Raw genomic sequence first — 17,577 nt, forward strand, 5'->3', positions numbered from 1 at the left:
CAAGTACCTGCTGATACTGTAACAACCCCAAAAAGGTTAAGCTACGGCACGTGGGGGCACCAAATTGGCAAGCGTGGCACGGAGGGCCCAGTGAATTCGGAACGGTTTCGGAGCTGGTCAGCGTGGTGCGAACCCTGAAACCACTCAAGGCAGCCATCTAAAGATGCGCTGTCATGCTGATGCAGGAAGCAATTCTATCAAAGTAGAGCAAGTCGTTCAGCGGCGAGAGGATGCTTCCTGCGTCAGCATGACAGGGCGTTAGCCATGCGACTGTCCCACGTTGCTTACCAGCTGCCACTGGCGCCGCCGCCGCCGCTGCTGCCGCCTCCAAAACCGCCGAAGCCGCCGCCGCCGCCGCCAAAGCCGCCCCCACCGCCACCAAACCCGCCACCTCCAAAGCCGCCACCGAACAGGATGGGTGGAATAAAGCCCCCGCCAATGCCGCGGTTGCCGCGCCCGCCGCCCCCGCCGCGCTTGCGCAGCAAAACGAAGACGAGCACCAGAATGCCGATAATCAGCCAGAACGGCGGGCCCGAGCCGGAGCTTCGGCGCCCGCGCTGGGGCCGCACGTCTTCCGGGTCGGCCTTGTATTCGCCTTTGGCGAGGGCGATGAGCTGGTCGGTGGCCCGGTCAAGGCCGGCGTAGTATTGGTTTTGGCGGAAAGCCGGCACCATCGTGTTGCTGATGATGCGCTTGGCAATGGCGTCGGGCACAGCCCCTTCCAGCCCATAGCCGGTTTGGATGCGGGCCACGTGCTCCTGGTTGGCCACCAGAATCAGAATGCCGTTGTTGTTTTCCTTGCTGCCAATGCCCCAGGCCTGGTACAGCTTCTGGGCGTAGCTGGCTATTTCGTCGCCTTCCAGGCTGGGCACGGTCACCACGGCAATCTGTGACGACGTACTGTCGTTGTACGCCACCAGCTTGCGTTCCAGCGCATCGGCTTCGCCGGGCTGCATCAGGTTGGCCAGGTCGTTGACCAGACGCGGCGGGTTGGGCCGCGACGGAATGGTTTGGGCCGAGGCCAGCACGGCCGGCAGCACCCACAGTAGCAGAAGCAGCAACGGGCGCCACAGCGGCCCCATCGCCACCCGCAAGCCGGGCACTCCGCCACGTGGCTTCAACAGCTGGGCGTCAGCCACTTGATTTTTCATGCGTCGGAAGACGGCCTGGGGCCGCCGAAAGAAATGGAATCGTCCAGCTCGTTCTGGTCGGTGCGGGCGTCGTAAGGGAAGTAGCGCTTGAGCTGCTCGCCCACCATGGTAATGCCGCGCTCCAGGCCCAGCACGTATTTCTCGTGTCGGAATTGCTCCAGCACAGCTTCCTTGGTTGTCTCCCAGAAATCATCGGGCACGGCCGCGTTGATGGCCGAATCGCCAATCACGGCAAACTGCCGGCTCTGCCAGGCCAGGTAAAACAGCACGCCGTTGCGGGCCGCCGTCTTGTGCATGTTGAGCTCGCCAAACACCTGCGCGGCGCGGTCCAGTGGCTCGGGCGTGGGGCAGGAGTCTTCCAGATGCACCCGGATTTCGCCCGAAGTCATCGTCTCGGCTTGCCGAATGGCCGCCACCAGGGCCGCGTCCTGTTCGGGGGTGAGAAGGGATTTCATTCTTTTGAGTATTGAGTTTTAAGTGATGAGTGTTGAATCAGGAATGGCTGCAGGTAGGTCGCGGTCGACCCTGACTGGCTGGCAATCCTAACTCAACACTCAAAATTCACACCTCAAAACTTCTAAAATTGAACCGTGGGCGCCTTACCTGCACCCGCGTCGGCTTCGAAATAGCCTTTGGGCTGGAAGCCGAACATGCCCGAAAACAGGTTGTTGGGGAAGCGCTTGGTGAAGGTGTTGTAGTCCTGCACCGAGCCGTTGAAGTTGTCGCGGGCCACGGCAATGCGGTTTTCGGTGCCTTCAATCTGGGCTTGCAGCTCCTGGAAGTTGGCGTTGGTTTTCAGCTCGGGGTAGTTTTCCGACACAGCCAACAAGCGACCCAGGCCGGCGGAGAGCTGGCTTTGGGCTTCCTGGAAGCGCTGAATATTTTCGGGCGTGAGCTGGTCGGCGTTGAGCTGCACGCTGGTGGCCTTGGCCCGCGCTTCAATTACGGCAGTGAGAGTGGCTTGCTCCTGCTTGGCGGCGCCCTTCACGGTGTTTACCAGGTTGGGAATGAGGTCGGAGCGGCGCTGGTACTGGCTTTGCACCTGAGCCCATTTGGTTTTCACGTTCTGGTCGCGCTCCACCATGCCGTTGTAGCCGCAGGAAGATTGGGTGAGCAACAGGGCGATGCCCGCGAAATAAAGAAGAAAGCGTTTCATGGTGGGGTGGTGTGTGAAGGGGGTTGGGGAAAGAAGCTGCATGTTGTGGCCGCAGAAAACCACAGGCCCGCAAACCGGGTTGGTTCCGGGCTTGGCGCAAAGTACGTAGCTTGGCCGTAGTAGTTGTAGCTTGCTCCGTAGCCGGACTTGCTCGGCTGTGTCTTTTTCGCTTCCCCCTCTTCGATAATGAAAGCTGTTATCCCCGTTGCCGGCATTGGTTCGCGCCTCCGCCCCCACACCCACACCCAGCCCAAAAGCCTGGTGCCGGTGGCCGGCAATACCATCCTGGGTCACATCATCGACCGGCTTCAGGCCGCCGGCCTCACCGAGTTCGTGTTCATTGTGGGGTACCTGGGTGATAAAATTGTGCGCTACGTGCGCCGCCACTACCCCGACCTCAACGCCACTTTCGTGGTGCAGGAGCCCCGCGAAGGCATCGGCCACGCCCTGTGGCTGGCCCGCGAGGAGTTCCGCCACGACCCGGACGGCGTGCTCATCATGCTCGGCGACACCATTGTGGACGTGGACCTGCCCGCCCTGCTGGCCACGCCCGGCTCGGTGCTGGCCGTGAAGGAAGTGAAGACGCCCAGCATGTTCGGGCTGGTGGAAACCGGCGCCGGCGGCCGCGTGAGCAAGGTGGTGGAGAAGCCCAAAATTCCAAAGTCCAACTTCGCCATGGTGGGCCTCTACAAGCTGGCCTACCCCGAAAATTTCGCCAAAGCCCTGGAATGGCTGCGCGAAACCGACGTGCGCACCCACGGCGAATTCCAGCTCACCGACGCCCTCATGCACCTCATCGAGGAAGGCGAGGTGATGACCACAGCTTCGGTAGACAACTGGTTTGACTGCGGCCGCAAGGAAACGCTGCTAGAAGCCAACGCCCGCCTGCTCAACACGGCCGAGTTTCTGGAGCCGCGCGACTACTCCGAGTTTCCGGATGCCGTGATTATTCCGCCGGTCAGCATCGGGCGCGGCTGCCAGATTTCGCACTCCATCATTGGCCCCAACGTGGCCATCGGCGACAAAACCATCATCAAAAACTGCATCCTGACCGACTCCATCATCGGCACTTACTCGGAACTAAGCTCGGCCGTGATGCACGACTGCATCGTGGGTTCCGACGCCTCGTTCCGGGGCATGAACCACTCGCTGAACATCGGGGATAATACGGAGATTGATTATAGCTGAGAAAAGCGGTGCTGGGCAGTCTGTTCGTACTTTTCGGTCTCCAATTCCTTTTGCTGCGTATGATTTTCCGCCGTCTGCTTTTCGCCTGCGCTGTTGCTTTGCCCGTGCTGGCTTCGGCCCAAACGCCCCTTGGCCAGCCTTCCCTCGATGAATCGAAGGTGCAAATCTGGTGCGCCACAGTGCGGTTTGTGTACGACGATGCCGGCCGGCCCAACCTGAAGAGCAGCGTGCGCTGCGAAGGCGGCAATCTTGATGCGCTGGCTGCCAGCATTCGGCCCGATAGCCTGCGCGTATACAGCGTGCTGTACCAGCCCATTGAAGGCCGGGGCAGCGTTTACCAGGGCAAGAAGGATAACCCGGCGCGGCTCGCGGCCCTCAGCAAAGCCATTATCAGCAAATTGAAAGGCTCCCCGGCCCGCCGCCGCGACCCCGCCGCATGGCCCGCGTGGAAGCCCTCGAAGCCGCCTTGAACAACTACGTGGTATCGGGCACGCCGCTGGGCGACGTGAGCGCCGCCATGACGCCCGAAACCGCCGACACCACTGCCACCGGCGCCATGGCTGCCATGGGCCCCGCCGAGGCGGCTGAAGCCCAGGCCGTGGCCGAGCGGGAAGCCGCCGGCGGGGCCGCGGCCCCTACCGAAACGGCCGGTCCGGGCAACCTGCTCAACCAGTTTGCGGGGCCATTGGCCCTTATTCTGGGCATTTTGAGCCTGGTGCTATACATCATGCTCCGCGTGACGCTGGGCCAGTGGCGCCGCCAGCAGCGCCGCGAAACCCTCACGGCCAAGCAGGCGGCCCAGGCCGCGCAAGCCGCCGCCGCCGAAACCAGCGCCGCCGTAGCCGACTCGGTGGCGCGGGTGAAGCGGGCCGAGGCCCTGGTGCTGGCCGCCGTGCCCGCCGCCAGCGCCGCTGCGCCCGCGCCCACCAACCTCAGCCCGGCGCAGCGCCTGGAAGTGGAACGCCTGGTGAGCCAGCGCGTAGACGAAGAGCTGCACTGGCTGCGGGCCAATCTGCCCGAGCTGATTGCGGCCGCGGTTGCCGAGCCGGCCGGGCTGGCGCCTGCCCACCCGGATGAGCCCGCCGCGGCAGCTGCGCCATCGGAAAACAGTGGGCCAACCAAGCCCATTGCCGATGACGTGCAAATGGGTTAACTTCCGTAAGTGCTGATGCCGAAGGCTATTGTTCTACTGCGGGTTGCTGGCCCAATCGGCTTTACTTCCGTCCATATCATATGAAAGCTGCCATTCCCCTGCTTGGCGCCCTGGCGACCCTGGCAGCCTGCCGGGCCACTTCAAAGCCCGAGTCCAACACGCTGCCCGGCAACCAGGCCATTACTGAAATGACGACTCCCGAAAGCGGCGAGCCCAGCCGCAAGGCCGGCCTAGCCCTTATTGCCCTTCCGCCCGTGAAATACCCCGCAAGCCGCCAATCAACCATTACCGACACCTATTTCGGCGTTAAAGTCCTTGACCCGTACCGCTGGCTCGAAGACCTGGACTCGCCCGAAACCAAGGCCTGGGTAACGGCGCAGAACGAAATCACCTTTGCCTATCTAAACCAGATTCCGTTCCGGGATAAAATCCGGGCGCGGCTCACCAAAATCTGGAATTACGAGCGGTACGGCGTGCCGGAGCAGGTGGGCGAAGAACTGGTGTTCAGCAAGAACGACGGCCTGCAAAACCAGCCGGTGCTGTACCGGCAGCGGGGCACCGAGGCGCCCACGGTGCTGCTCGACCCCAATAAGTTTTCCAAAGGCGGCACCACCGCCCTGGCCGCCAGCGAGTTCAGCAACGACCACCGCTACCTGGCCTACGCCACCAGCAGCGGCGGCTCCGACTGGAACCAGGTCCGCATCCTGGACCTGAAGACCAACAAGCTTCTGCCCGAGGAGCTGAACTGGGTGAAAGTATCGAGCACGTCCTGGACCAAAACCGGCTTTTACTACAGCCGCTACGACGCGCCCAAAACCGGCGAAAACAACCTGTCCGGCAAAAACGAATTCCACAAGGTGTACTTCCACCAGCTGAACACGCCGCAGTCGGCCGACAAGCTGGTGTACGAAAACCCGAAAATGGCCCTTGGCTTCCGCATCGCGGGCGCCACCGAGGACGAGCGGTTTCTGGGCCTGTATCTCACCGATGGCAAATCGGATGGTAACCGCCTGCAAGTGCGCGACCTCACCGACCCCAAACAAGCCACCACCTGGACCACGCTCCTTGCGTCCTACGAATTCAACAATACCATAGTCGGCAACGTGGGCGGCGAGGTGCTGGTGCTCACCAACTACAAGGCGCCGCGCTACCGCGTGGTCCGCATCGACCCCAAGCGCCCCCAGGAAGCCAACTGGCACGACGTGCTACCTGAAAGCACCAACAAGCTGGAAAGCGTAAGCCACGTGGGCGGCCGCCTCATTGCCGACTACCTGCACGACGCCAGCTCCCAAGTAAAAGTATATTCGGAGCTGGGCCAGTTCCAGCACGATGTGCAGCTGCCCGCCATTGGCACGGCCAGCGGCTTTGGCGGCCGGCGCGCTGATAAGGTGGTGTACTACGCCTTCACTTCTTTCACCTATCCCACCACGATTTATAAGTACGACCTGGCTACCAATACCAGCACCGTATTCCGGGCTCCCAAGGTGGACGTGAACCCGCAGGATTACGTGACCACGCAGGTGTTCTACCCCAGCAAGGACGGCACAAAAATTCCTATGTTCATCGTGCACAAGAAGGGCGTGGCGCTGAACGGCAAGAACGCTACTTACCTCTATGCCTACGGCGGGTTCAACGTGTCGCTCACGCCGGGCTTTTCGGTGGCGCGCATGCTATGGCTCGAAAACGGCGGCATTCTGGCCATCCCGAACCTGCGCGGCGGCGGCGAGTACGGCGAGGCCTGGCACCAGGCCGGCATGACGCCCAACAAGCAGAACGTATTCGACGACTTCATTGCCGCCGCCGAATACCTCAAGGCCAACAAGTATACCGATTACGACCACTTGGCCATTGCGGGCGGCTCCAACGGCGGCCTGTTGGTGGGCGCCACCATGAACCAGCGCCCTGACCTCTGCAAAGTGGCCCTGCCCGCCGTGGGCGTGATGGACATGCTGCGCTACCAGAAGTTCACCATCGGCTGGAACTGGGCCCCCGAATACGGCACTTCCGATGACCGGGCGCAATTTGAAAACCTGCGCCAGTTCTCGCCCCTGCACAACCTCAAGCCCGAAACCAATTATCCCGCCACCCTCATCACCACCGCCGACCACGACGACCGGGTGGTGCCCGCCCACTCCTTCAAATTCGCGGCGGCCTTGCAAGCGGCCAACTACGGCGCCAACCCCATGCTCATCCGCATCGACGTGAACGCCGGCCACGGCGCCGGCAAAAGCACCAAGCTGCAAATCGATGAGTGGGCCGACGTGTGGAGCTTCTGCTATGCCAACATGAACGTGACGCCGGAGCTGCAGTAGCGCTAAGAGCAGTGCAGGCGTAGCATCTTACTTCCCGGCGTTTGCGTCTTTCTGAAAGTCATACACCCGTCATCGTTCAACGACAGGACGCAAAATGTTGCGTCTCTACATCCCGCACACTAACTGGGGATTGGCTCTGGATTGGTTTCGCCTCACCTTTTTCGCTTTCTACCCATGCTGAATCTACTTTGGTCACTTCCAAATGTACTGGTGCTGCTGAGCATCCTCTACATCTTCCTTCAGGCAGCCAAGCTGCTCAGGCAACACGTTGGCGTAGGGGCCGCGCTGTTTTTTGGGTTCGGCCTGTTGCTGATTGGCTGTAGCAAATCGGGAACGGGCACTCCGAATACCGGGGCGGCCAATTTGTTAACCACAGTACCTTCAAATGCGCCATTTGCTAACGCTTCTGCCTTAAAGCAGGTAGCGCTGGGCGGTAGCAACCAACTCTTTCTGCGGGCCGATTACTACACCGAAAACGGCCGCATCACCAAACCGCGAGGGCTTTATGCAGGGGTGTCTGGGTTTATGCTGGGCCATACCTGGCAACCAGTGACCGGATTCCTGGAAAAACGTGGCAACCAGTTGCACTACACGGCAATCATTAATCACCATTGGAGCTTACTTGGGGTGCGCGTGTTCACCCAAAGTGGGGAGCTTTTCGAGGGCGTAATGCCTCCAGCCAAGAACTGAGCACAGGCCGCATCTCATAAAAAAACCGCCTAGCGTAATGCCAGGCGGTTTTTTTATTATCTATCCAAGACGGCCTAGTAGCGGTACAGGTCCGACTTGAACGGGCCCTCCGTGGGCACCTTGATGTAGTCGGCTTGGTGAGTCGTCAGCTCATCCAGCTCCACGCCAATTTTGGCGAGGTGCAAGCGGGCCACTTTCTCGTCCAAATGCTTGGGCAGGGTGTATACCTGGTTTTCGTACTGGTCGGCGCGCTCCCATAGCTCCAGTTGCGCCAACACCTGGTTGGTGAACGACGCGGACATCACGAACGAGGGGTGGCCGGTGGCGCAGCCCAGGTTCACGAGGCGGCCTTCGGCGAGGATGATTACCTCTTTGCCTTCGATGGTGTAGATGTCAACCTGGGGCTTCACCGTGTCCTTGGTGTGGCCGTAGTTGCCATTCAGCCACGCCATGTCAATCTCATCGTCAAAGTGACCGATGTTGCAGACAATGGCTTTGTCCTTCAGGCTGCGGAAGTGCGTCTCGGTGAGGATGTCGCAGTTGCCGGTAGCCGTCACCACGATGTCTGCTTCCTTCACGGCATTGGCCAGCTTCTTCACCGCAAAGCCGTCCATAGCAGCCTGCAGAGCACAGATGGGGTCAATTTCGGTCACGATAACGCGAGCACCGGCACCGGCCAGCGAAGCCGCCGTGCCTTTTCCTACGTCGCCGTAGCCGGCCACTACGGCCACTTTGCCGGCCATCATCACGTCGGTCGCCCGGCGGATAGCATCCACGGCCGACTCTTTGCAGCCGTATTTGTTGTCAAACTTCGACTTCGTCACCGAGTCGTTCACGTTGATGGCGGGGAACAGCAACGAACCGTTTTTCACCCGCTCGTACAGGCGCAACACGCCGGTAGTGGTTTCTTCCGAAACGCCCTTGATGCCCGCAGCTAGCTCGGGGTACTGGTTCAGCACCATGTTGGTGAGGTCACCACCGTCGTCCAGAATCATGTTCAGCGGCTGGCGGTCTTCGCCGAAATACAGCGTCTGCTCGATGCACCAGTTGAACTCTTCTTCGTTCATGCCTTTCCAGGCGTACACCGGAATGCCGGCGGCGGCAATGGCAGCAGCGGCGTGGTCCTGGGTCGAGAAGATGTTGCACGACGACCAGGTCACTTCCGCACCCAGTGCTTTCAGGGTCTCGATGAGGACCGCCGTCTGGATGGTCATGTGCAGGCAGCCGGCAATGCGAGCCCCCTTAAAGGGCTGCGACGCGCCGAATTCCTCGCGCAGGCTCATCAGACCGGGCATCTCCGCCTCAGCCAAACGGATTTCCTTGCGGCCCCATTCGGCGAGGCTCATGTCCTTTACTTTGTACGGAACGTACGTTTTGGTCGTGGTTTCCACCATGATAGAATTATATTGTTGATTCGCGTTTCAACCGCAAAGATACTTGATTTGTTCGCCATTGGGCATAAAAAAACCCGCGTCTTGTAACGCAGGCTTTTCATGCGACAAACGCCGAAGCGTTAGACAGCCAGTTAGTTGTGCTGGAGGATGACGGCCTGGGGCTGCTGGGCGGCAGGAACGGCGCCACCGGCAATACCGCGCAGCACGATGCTGTATATTTTTCCTGCTTCGTAGTTTTTGGTGCCCGTTCCGGTACCCGAGCCATCGCCCACAGCCAGCACCTGCGTACGGGGACCCGCAGGGGTTGCCCCGGCAGCAGTAACCGTCAGGTTAATGGTACCAGCCGTCAGGGTCCGGAAACCGGAGGCGGCTCCAAAGGCAACGTCTCCACTCACGTCGGTGCCATTGGCGCCGGGCACGGGGTTGGGCACCGTGAGCTGCACCGGGCTGGGGGCTCCCACTGCCAGGTGCACCACCCGCACCTTCACCGTGCCCGTAGCCGGGGCCGTGAGGTCGTCAGACACAGTGAGCAGCGCCGCGCTGCCAATGGTGCCCGTGGGCGAAAATGCGAACACTGAATAGTTCTGGTTTTTGGCTACCGTGATGGCCTGGCTGGCCACGGCCTGTGAGCCGTTGTTGATGCGAAGTGTGGGGGTGCCGGCGTTTACGTCGAGGTAGGCCGTGGCTTGGCCGTAGTTGAGCTGGCCCACCTGCTGGTCGGCGATAAAGGCAGTGATTTGGGTATTGGCAGCGGCAGCGGAGTGCGAAATGAGCACCTTGCCGCGGTCAGGTGCCGGCGCAGCGGGCTCGTCTTCTTTGCTGCAAGCAGCGAGTAGCAGGGTGGCAGGCAGCAAAGCCTGAATGGCGCGGCGAAGAAAGAGTGTTGTTGCCATAGGAATTGAATAGGTTAGAGATGAAGTGCGCCGCCTGAAAACACCAGCCGACTTGGCCTGAACGTGCGACGCAACTTGTTTGTTGAGTCGCTGTTTATAAAAAATTGGGCTGCTCCAGGGATTCCTGCTCGTAGTGCTTTCCTATCTTTGTTGTATGCAGAAAATTAACCAGCTAGCGGCCTCACAATGGCGGCTACGCGGCTTGGCTACCGTGGCCCTATCGGGCGGTCTGTTTGGTGCCGCACTGGCCCAAACGGCCCCCAATACCATTCGGCTACATCCCGACGATGCCGAGCGGGGCCTTAATGGTCCGCAGCACAACTTCGACTTTCTGCCCCCCGGCAAAAGCGGGGACCAGTACCAGTCGGCTGGCTTCTTCGGCCAAAAGCTGCGGCCGTTTCTGGCTGGCAACGAGGAGGCCCTTGACCACTTAAACGACTATCGCCGCCAAAAAACCCTCTATCTGGCCGACCGTATGCTGGCCGTGGGTTCGTTTGCCGTCTACGGCCAGCAGATTTTTGCCAACGGCGACCGGCAGTATTTCAACAACACCCAAAAAGCAGCTATTGCCGTCTTTGCCACCAGCGTGCTGGCCACGGTGTTCATCAACCGCAATACCAACAAGCACCTGCAGCGCGCCGTGACGGCTTACAATGCTGATGTGGCGCACATGTCGCTGTGGCCGCGCCTGCGGCCTTCCTCCTTCGGCTTGAGCGCCGCGTCCACGGGGCAGCCCCTGCTGGCCGTGCGCTGGCTGGTGCGCTAACCGTTGGTTTTTTCCGTATAAGTTCTTCCATGGACTACCCCTTGCCCGAAGCGGCCAGGCGCTACGTTGCCGCGCACCTGCACGACGACCCCGCGCACCTCGCCCTTCAAGCCCGCCGCCATCCTGGTTTGCCCGTGCCCGAGCTGGTACGCCAGATTCAGGCCCGCCAGAAAGCCCGCGCCAAGCTGCCCGCCTGGGCCGACAACGCCGACCTTATTTTCCCGCCAGCACTATCTGTCGAGCAAGCGTCGTCGGCTCGCACCGCGGCTTTTAAGGCCGGGTTAGTGGAGGGCCAGCGGCTGGCCGACCTCACCGGCGGTTTTGGCGCCGACACGGCCCACTTTGCGGCCCGCGTCGCGCAGGTCGACTACGTGGAGCGCGACCCGAAGCTGGTCCAAATTGTGGCTTATAACATGGCGCAGCTCGGTGTTGCCAACGTGACGGTCCACGCCGCCGATGCCGTGGCGTTCCTAAAAAGTACGCCCCATCACTACGATTGGCTGTACCTCGACCCGGCCCGGCGAGACACGGCCGCCCGCAAGATTTTCTTGCTACGCGACTGCGAGCCCGATGTGGTAAAGCTGTTGCCGCTGCTGCTTCACAAAGCCGACAAGGTCTTGCTGAAGACTTCGCCCATGCTCGATATTGAGCACGCCGTGCTGGGCCTGGGGCACGTACGCCGGCTGTGGGTGCTGGCTGTGGACAACGAGGTAAAGGAAGTCCTCTACGAATTGGGCCAGGAGCCCGCCATCGACCCCGAACGCCATGCCCTCAACCTGCGGCGGGACGGCACTCAGCAGGAATTCCGCCTCAACCGCGCCCGCGAAGCCCGCGCCACGCCCCGCTACGCTGAGGCGCAGCAGTTTCTCTACGAGCCCAATGCCGCCGTGCTCAAAGCCGGGGCTTTCCGGAGCATTGGCACGGCCTTCGAGCTCCTGAAACTGCACCAGCACAGTCACCTGTACACGTCCGATGTGCTGCGGGCTGATTTTCCGGGGCGCATTTTCAGGGTTCTCGCCACCGAAAAAGCCGATGGCACTACCCTCAAGGCTTATTTGGGCCCTGAGGCCCGGGCGCACGTCACCACCCGCAATTTTCCCGATTCAGTGGCTGATTTCCGGCGCCGAACCGGGATACGGGAAGGCGGGGATATTTACCTGTTTGCCACCACCGACTTGCGCGGCCGGCTGGTGGTGCTGGTATGCGAAAAAATCGTCATTAGCGCTTCCACAACCGAGTCGTCGGTTGATGCTGAGCGGAAGCCGCTCGGCTAATAATTTGGCACACTGCGGCGTGAAATCGGCCACGGCCCCAAACGCTGCGTAATACAAAACAGCGCCCCATTATTGAGCCGGTCACAAATACTTATACGATGCGTTTTAAAGACAAAGTGTGCCTGGTTACGGGCGGAACCTCCGGCATTGGCCGGGCTACCTGCGTACGCCTAGGCGCCGAAGGTGCCAAGGTCATTGTGCTGGGCCGAGATGCTGTTGACGGTGCAATAACCGTGAAAACCATCAAAATGGGAGGTGGGCACGCTGTGTTTATGGCCTGCGACCTGGCCAAGCCCCGCGCCATCACCGCCACCGTCAACAAAGTAGTGGCCAAGTACAACCGGATAGATGTGCTGGTATGCGACGCCGCCATGATGACCTTTGAGCCCCTGATAGAACTCCCCCTGCCCAAGTGGGACCTGCTCATGCAAGTGAACCTGCGTTCGCTGGCTCAGCTCACACAATTGTGTTTGCCACATATGCCCGCGGGCAGCTCCATCGTAGCCATCAGTTCCGTCCACGCCCAACAAACCACCGCCAACGTAGTGCCCTACGCCACCAGCAAAGGCGCCATGGAAGCCTTTGTGCGCGGCATGAGCCTGGAACTGGACTTCCGCCAGACCCGCATCAACGCCGTGGCACCCGGCGCCGTGGATACTCCCATGCTCTGGGGCAACCCCAATGTGAAAAGCGGCGCCGAGCAAATCGACAAAGCCACCGTGGGCCAACCCGAAGAGCTGGCCGCCGCCATTGCCTTCATGGCTTCCTCAGAAGCCAGTTTCATTCACGGCACCACGCTGGCCGTGGATGGGGGCCGGCTGGCGCAGCTGTAGGGCACTTTACCGTGGTCGAGCCGTCTGGCCGCTTGTACTTTTCTCACCGAAAACGTTGTCCATAATTACTGAGTGGCGAATAACCAGACCCTGATTATTCGGGATTCAAGGAAGCATTGGTTGGGACGCCACGTGAGTGAGGCGCCCATCGGTACACTTCACCGTAATCGATGCCTCAGATTTCCGTAGTTTTGCATGGCCTTAGCCCACTTATTAGCTGGCTCATAAGGCCCTCTTGCTTTTCCTTTTTTGTTCTTAGCCGCGCATTCAATGCCCTATCTGTTCACTTCCGAATCGGTTTCGGAAGGCCATCCCGATAAAGTCGCCGACCAGATTTCCGACGCCATTCTCGACGAATACCTCCGCCAGGACCCCACGGCCAAAGTAGCTTGTGAAACGCTCGTAACCACCGACTTTGCGCTTGTTGCCGGCGAGATTAAGTCCACGGCCCACGTTGATGCCGAACCCATCATTCGCGAAACCATTCGCCGCATTGGGTACAACAAACCCGAATACCTGTTCAACGCCGACACCTGCGAGGTGATGAACCGCCTGCACGAGCAGTCGCCCGACATCAACCAGGGCGTAGAGCGCGCCAAGGACGAAGACCAAGGCGCCGGCGACCAGGGCATGATGTTTGGCTACGCCAGTCACGAGACGGCCAACTACATGCCGCTGGCCCTCGACCTGTCTCACCGCTTGCTCCAGGAGTTGGCCGCCATTCGCCGCGAGGGCCGGGAGATGCCCTACCTGCGGCCCGACGCCAAGAGCCAAGTCACCATCCGGTACTCCGACGACCACCTCCCGGAAGCTATCGATACCATCGTCATCAGCACGCAGCATGACGAGTTCGACCCCTCGGAGAGTGCGATGCTGGACCGCATCAAAGCCGACGTGCTGGCTACGCTCATCCCGCGCGTGAAAGCAGGCCTGAGCGCCGATGCCCAAGCCCTGTTTACCGACGGTATCACTTACCACATCAATCCCACCGGCAAGTTTGTCATCGGTGGTCCCCACGGCGATTCAGGACTCACCGGCCGCAAAATCATCGTAGACACCTACGGCGGCAAGGGCGCCCACGGCGGCGGCGCCTTCTCCGGCAAAGACTCCTCCAAGGTAGACCGCTCGGCCGCTTACGCTGCCCGGCACATCGCCAAAAACCTGGTAGCCGCCGGCGTGGCCGAACAGGTCCTCGTGCAGGTAGCCTACGCCATCGGCGTGGCCCAGCCCGTGGGCGTGTTCGTGACCACCTACGGCACTACGAAAGCCAAAGGCAGCAACGGGGCCACCCTCACCGACGGTGAAATTGCCGAGAAAGTGAATAAGCTGTTCGACCTGCGCCCCTATGCCATTGTGCAGCGATTCGGCCTCCAGAACCCCATTTTTGCTCAGACGGCTGCTTACGGCCACATGGGCCGCCAGCCCGGCACGGTGCAGGCAACCATGAAGGACGGAAGCGTGAAGACTTTCGAAACCTTTACCTGGGAAAAGCTGGACTACGTAGCCAAAATTAAAACCGAATTTGCGTTATAATCCTGGTGCCTTAGTGGCACAAAGCCACAAGAAAAGCCCCGTTTGCTGACTAGCAAACGGGGCTTTTTATTGATTCAAGCGAGGGCTTGTGTGAGAATTAGTGGCTGAGCGTTTTTTCCTTGTATTTGGTAATCTGACGACGCAAGCTCTCGGCGGCGGCATCGGCGGCGGCTTCGAATGAAGCGGCATCTTCCTGGCTGAAAAGCGTGGTGCCGGGCACCAGCAGCTTTATCTCAACTGTTTTGTTTTCAATTCCGTCTTTGTTGTTGAGGCGCATGATAACCTCGCCGCCGGTTACTTTATCGTAAAAAGTCTCGAGCTTATTGAGACGTTGCTGCACGAAGTCAAGCAGTTTTTGGTCGGCGTCGAAGTGCACCGAATGCATCTGTACTTTCATAAAGCAGTTGATTAAGAAGGTAAAAGGGTAAAGGAAACTCAAGCCCGTGGGTGGGCTTGTTCAAATACGGATTTTAGGCGGTCAACGGACAGGTGCGTGTAAACTTGGGTGGCGGCCAGACTCGCATGCCCCAGCAATTCTTTGATGGAATTTAAGTCGGCCCCCTTGCCCAGCAAATGGGTAGCAAACGCGTGGCGGAGCGCGTGCGGGTGCTGCTGCGCGCCCGACGTGGTAATTTGGCTTAGGTAACGCTTCACGGTGCGGTACACGAATTTTTCGTACATCGGCTCGCCTTTATCGGTAAGGAGCAATGGCCCGGCCACCGCGCCAAATTCATGCGCCCGGCGCGCTTGGTACCGCTCAATAACGAGTTTCAGCGACGGGTTGAGTGGCACCAGGCGCTGCTTGTTTCCTTTGCCGGTCACGCGCACCGTGCTGGCCCCCAGGCTCACGTCATCGGCGTGGATGCCGATAAGCTCCGACAAGCGAATGCCCGTACCGTACAGCATCTCCAGCACCAACTGGTCACGCTGCCCCGCAAATTCATCCCCGAACTCGAATGTGTTCAACAGGCCGTTCAACGCATCCTCCGGCACAAACTCGGGGAGTTTTTTTGCCATTTTTGGGGCCTTGATGCGCAGCATGGGGTTGGCCTCAATGGTTCCGGCGCGCAACAGGAACTTGTAGTAGGAACGCAGGCACGCCACTTTGCGGTTCACGGTGCGCGGGTCCAGGTGCTGCTGCATGAGCTCCACCACCCAGCCCCGGATGAGCGGGTGCGTGGCCTGCGCGGTATCGGCCAAGTCGTACGCCGATTTTAAGAAGGCAGCAAACTGGCCCAGGTCCGTCTGGTAAGAAGTAACCGTATGGGCACTGTACCGTCGTTCAAAGCGCAAAAAATCAAGAAAAGCCTCCATGCCAACACCAAAAAAAGCCCGGCGTGTGAGCCGGGCATCCAATGTACTCCTTTTTTATTTCTCAGCAAACAACCACTGCCACACGGACGTGAAAAAACCGGCCGGCTTGCCATGTAAGGCAAACCAGCCGGTTCTAGCAATGCTAACGGTTCCCGAGATTCGGGCTATTCGTTCGGCTGGCCGTAGGTGGCGAGCTTGTAAACAGCCTTCTGCTTCATCTTACGCTCCGTGATGCTGGGCTTCTGGAAGAACGTGCGACGACGCAGCTCTTTCAGCACGCCGGTGCGCTCAAACTTCTTTTTGAAGCGCTTCAGGGCGCGGTCAACCGATTCGTTGTCTTTGATTTGAATGATAATCATATCAGGGAATGAGGGAGATTTTCTGAGGAGGGCGGCCTAAACCGGGCCGCAAAGATAAACCACAGATTTAACAGATTCTAACGGATTTAACAGATTTTTTATGGTTCTGCCCCTGAGTCGGCGTGAGGCGCTATTTTAGCTCCTCACGCGACTAGCAGAAACCCCAAAACTCGGCTAACTTCGGGGTTTTTACTTCAGCAAGGCCCGGGCAATTACCAGTTTCTGGATTTCGCTGGTCCCTTCGCCGATGGTGCATAGCTTGGCGTCGCGGTAGTACTTCTCGGCCGGGTAGTCCTTGGTGTAGCCGTAGCCACCGAAAATCTGCACGCCTTCGTTGGCAACGCGCACGCTCACTTCCGAGGCGTAGAGCTTGGCCATGGCCGACTCCAGGTTCACGTTCTGGCCGCGGTCCTTCATGTCGGCGGCGCGGTAGGTGAGCTGGCTGGCGGCTTCAATTTCAGTCGCCATATCAGCCAGTTTGAAGGCAATGCCCTGGAAGCTGCTGATGGGCTGGTTGAACTGGTGACGCTCTTTGCTGTACTGCACCGCGGCTTCGAAAGCCCCTTGGGCAATGCCCAAGCTGAGGGCCGCAATGCTGATGCGGCCGCCATCAAGCACTTTCAGCGACTGCACAAAGCCGTCGCCCACTTTGCCGATAACGTTCTCTTTGGGCACTTTGCAGTCCGTGAAAATCAGCTCCGTAGTTTCCGACGCCCGCATACCGAGCTTGTCTTCCTTGCGGCCAGCGGCAAAACCTGGCGTGCCGCGCTCGATGATAAAGGCCGTCATGCCGTGGGAGTCGCCTACTTCGCCGGTGCGCACAATGACCACAGCCACGTTGCCGGACTTGCCGTGGGTGATGAAGTTTTTGGCCCCGTTGATAATATAGTTTTCGCCGCTCTCATCGAGCACGGCCGTGGTGCGCATGTTACCGGCATCGGAGCCGGTATTGGGCTCCGTCAGGCCCCAGGCACCAATCCACTCGCCCGAGGCAAGCTTGGGCAGGTATTTCTGCTTCTGCTCCTCGGAAGCGTGCTGCAGGATGTGGCCGGTGCAGAGCGAGTTGTGCGCTGCCATGCTCAAGCCAATGCTGCCGTCAATCTTGGCCAGTTCGGCAATGGCCGTTACGTACTCCATATAGCCAAAGCCCGAGCCACCATACTGCTGGGGCACGAGCACCCCCATCAGGCCCAGTTCGCCAAGCTTATGAAAAACCTCAATGGGAAACTCCTGGCTTTCGTCCCATTTCATCATATCGGGCTTGATGTGCTGGGCGCCAAAGTCGCGCACCATCTGGGCAATCATGGTTTGGTTTTCGGTGGCTACGGCTTCCATACTATTGAGTAAACTTGAGGGTGGGATTTGAGAAATCAGGACAGGCAACTAACTGCTTAACCAACAACTCTGGTTTTCGGCCTACAAAAGTACGCTTTAAGCGCTGGCAAAAGCTAGGCATCTGGCACCGCGTAACGGGTTGAACTTGAATAGGCGCCGCAAAATCGTTACTTTTGAGGCTTTTTGAGAGAAACTTGGTTTTGAACGCCAATTTTTTTCATTGTTT

The 17,577-nt window shown here is 59.6% G+C and carries 18 protein-coding genes; 9 read left to right on the forward strand and 9 right to left on the reverse strand.

The features are described 5' to 3' along the window. Window positions 1-284 precede the first annotated feature (284 nt). From BEN47_RS15395 to BEN47_RS15405, 3 genes are all read right to left on the reverse strand, one after another. Window positions 285-1,151 carry a TPM domain-containing protein gene (locus BEN47_RS15395; RefSeq protein ID WP_239691629.1) on the reverse strand — a complete coding sequence of 289 codons (867 nt, stop codon included), beginning with the start codon at window positions 1,149-1,151 and terminating at the stop codon, window positions 285-287. After that, window positions 1,148-1,606, reverse strand: a complete 459-nt coding sequence (locus BEN47_RS15400) for a TPM domain-containing protein (protein WP_070729419.1) — start codon at window positions 1,604-1,606, stop codon at window positions 1,148-1,150. The genes BEN47_RS15395 and BEN47_RS15400 overlap by 4 nt, the downstream gene beginning before the upstream one ends. A gap of 122 nt (window positions 1,607-1,728) precedes the next feature. Then, window positions 1,729-2,307 carry a LemA family protein gene (locus BEN47_RS15405; RefSeq protein ID WP_070729421.1) on the reverse strand — a complete coding sequence of 193 codons (579 nt, stop codon included), beginning with the start codon at window positions 2,305-2,307 and terminating at the stop codon, window positions 1,729-1,731. 186 nt (window positions 2,308-2,493) lie between these two features. Here BEN47_RS15405 and BEN47_RS15410 point away from each other — a divergent pair, with 186 nt between their 5' ends. From BEN47_RS15410 to BEN47_RS15430, 5 genes are all read left to right on the forward strand, one after another. Next, a complete protein-coding gene (locus BEN47_RS15410) occupies window positions 2,494-3,495 on the forward strand; it encodes a sugar phosphate nucleotidyltransferase (RefSeq protein WP_070729423.1) in 1,002 nt (333 codons plus the stop codon). A gap of 59 nt (window positions 3,496-3,554) precedes the next feature. Further along, window positions 3,555-3,965 carry a hypothetical protein gene (locus BEN47_RS15415; protein ID WP_070729425.1) on the forward strand — a complete coding sequence of 137 codons (411 nt, stop codon included), beginning with the start codon at window positions 3,555-3,557 and terminating at the stop codon, window positions 3,963-3,965. Next, window positions 3,932-4,648 carry a hypothetical protein gene (locus BEN47_RS15420; protein ID WP_070729427.1) on the forward strand — a complete coding sequence of 239 codons (717 nt, stop codon included), beginning with the start codon at window positions 3,932-3,934 and terminating at the stop codon, window positions 4,646-4,648. The genes BEN47_RS15415 and BEN47_RS15420 overlap by 34 nt, the downstream gene beginning before the upstream one ends. Window positions 4,649-4,728: 80 nt before the next feature. Then, the gene (locus BEN47_RS15425) at window positions 4,729-6,960 is read left to right on the forward strand and encodes a prolyl oligopeptidase family serine peptidase (RefSeq protein ID WP_083322474.1); all 2,232 of its coding nucleotides are present in this window, start codon (window positions 4,729-4,731) and stop codon (window positions 6,958-6,960) included. A gap of 174 nt (window positions 6,961-7,134) precedes the next feature. Continuing rightward, complete coding sequence (locus BEN47_RS15430; RefSeq protein WP_125921712.1) at window positions 7,135-7,650, forward strand: hypothetical protein; 516 nt, start codon at window positions 7,135-7,137, stop codon at window positions 7,648-7,650. A 74-nt stretch (window positions 7,651-7,724) separates the two neighbouring features. On the opposite strand, the gene ahcY is transcribed toward BEN47_RS15430, so the two are convergent. Next, window positions 7,725-9,044: an adenosylhomocysteinase gene (gene ahcY, locus BEN47_RS15435; RefSeq protein ID WP_070729429.1), complete on the reverse strand. Its 1,320-nt coding sequence runs from the start codon at window positions 9,042-9,044 to the stop codon at window positions 7,725-7,727. 131 nt (window positions 9,045-9,175) lie between these two features. Next, window positions 9,176-9,937, reverse strand: coding sequence for a DUF4397 domain-containing protein (locus BEN47_RS15440; protein ID WP_083322475.1), 762 nt, complete (start codon window positions 9,935-9,937; stop codon window positions 9,176-9,178). Window positions 9,938-10,091: 154 nt separating this feature from the next. Between BEN47_RS15440 and BEN47_RS15445 the strand changes: the two genes are divergently transcribed. The 4 genes from BEN47_RS15445 to metK all read left to right on the forward strand — a co-directional run bounded on the left by BEN47_RS15445 (window position 10,092) and on the right by metK (window position 14,343). Beyond that, window positions 10,092-10,703: a hypothetical protein gene (locus BEN47_RS15445; protein ID WP_070729435.1), complete on the forward strand. Its 612-nt coding sequence runs from the start codon at window positions 10,092-10,094 to the stop codon at window positions 10,701-10,703. 29 nt (window positions 10,704-10,732) lie between these two features. Beyond that, window positions 10,733-11,977, forward strand: coding sequence for a class I SAM-dependent methyltransferase (locus BEN47_RS15450; RefSeq protein WP_070729437.1), 1,245 nt, complete (start codon window positions 10,733-10,735; stop codon window positions 11,975-11,977). Between the two features lie 98 nt (window positions 11,978-12,075). Beyond that, window positions 12,076-12,810 carry an SDR family NAD(P)-dependent oxidoreductase gene (locus BEN47_RS15455; protein WP_070729438.1) on the forward strand — a complete coding sequence of 245 codons (735 nt, stop codon included), beginning with the start codon at window positions 12,076-12,078 and terminating at the stop codon, window positions 12,808-12,810. Between the two features lie 270 nt (window positions 12,811-13,080). Further along, window positions 13,081-14,343, forward strand: a complete 1,263-nt coding sequence (gene metK / locus BEN47_RS15460) for a methionine adenosyltransferase (RefSeq protein WP_070729440.1) — start codon at window positions 13,081-13,083, stop codon at window positions 14,341-14,343. 97 nt (window positions 14,344-14,440) lie between these two features. Here metK and hpf read toward each other — a convergent pair whose 3' ends face one another. From hpf to BEN47_RS15480, 4 genes are all read right to left on the reverse strand, one after another. Further along, on the reverse strand, window positions 14,441-14,740 hold the full coding sequence (gene hpf, locus BEN47_RS15465; RefSeq protein WP_070729442.1) for a ribosome hibernation-promoting factor, HPF/YfiA family: 300 nt from the start codon (window positions 14,738-14,740) through the stop codon (window positions 14,441-14,443). 38 nt (window positions 14,741-14,778) lie between these two features. Continuing rightward, a complete protein-coding gene (locus tag BEN47_RS15470; RefSeq protein ID WP_070729476.1) occupies window positions 14,779-15,657 on the reverse strand; it encodes a tyrosine-type recombinase/integrase in 879 nt (292 codons plus the stop codon). Between the two features lie 164 nt (window positions 15,658-15,821). Continuing rightward, window positions 15,822-16,016 (reverse strand): 30S ribosomal protein S21, encoded by a 195-nt coding sequence (rpsU, locus tag BEN47_RS15475; protein WP_035564799.1) that lies wholly within the window; start codon window positions 16,014-16,016, stop codon window positions 15,822-15,824. A gap of 189 nt (window positions 16,017-16,205) precedes the next feature. Continuing rightward, complete coding sequence (locus BEN47_RS15480; protein WP_070729444.1) at window positions 16,206-17,351, reverse strand: acyl-CoA dehydrogenase family protein; 1,146 nt, start codon at window positions 17,349-17,351, stop codon at window positions 16,206-16,208. Between the last annotated feature and the right edge of the window lie 226 nt (window positions 17,352-17,577).

The organism is Hymenobacter lapidarius, assembly GCF_001816145.1.
GTDB lineage: Bacteria > Bacteroidota > Bacteroidia > Cytophagales > Hymenobacteraceae > Hymenobacter > Hymenobacter lapidarius.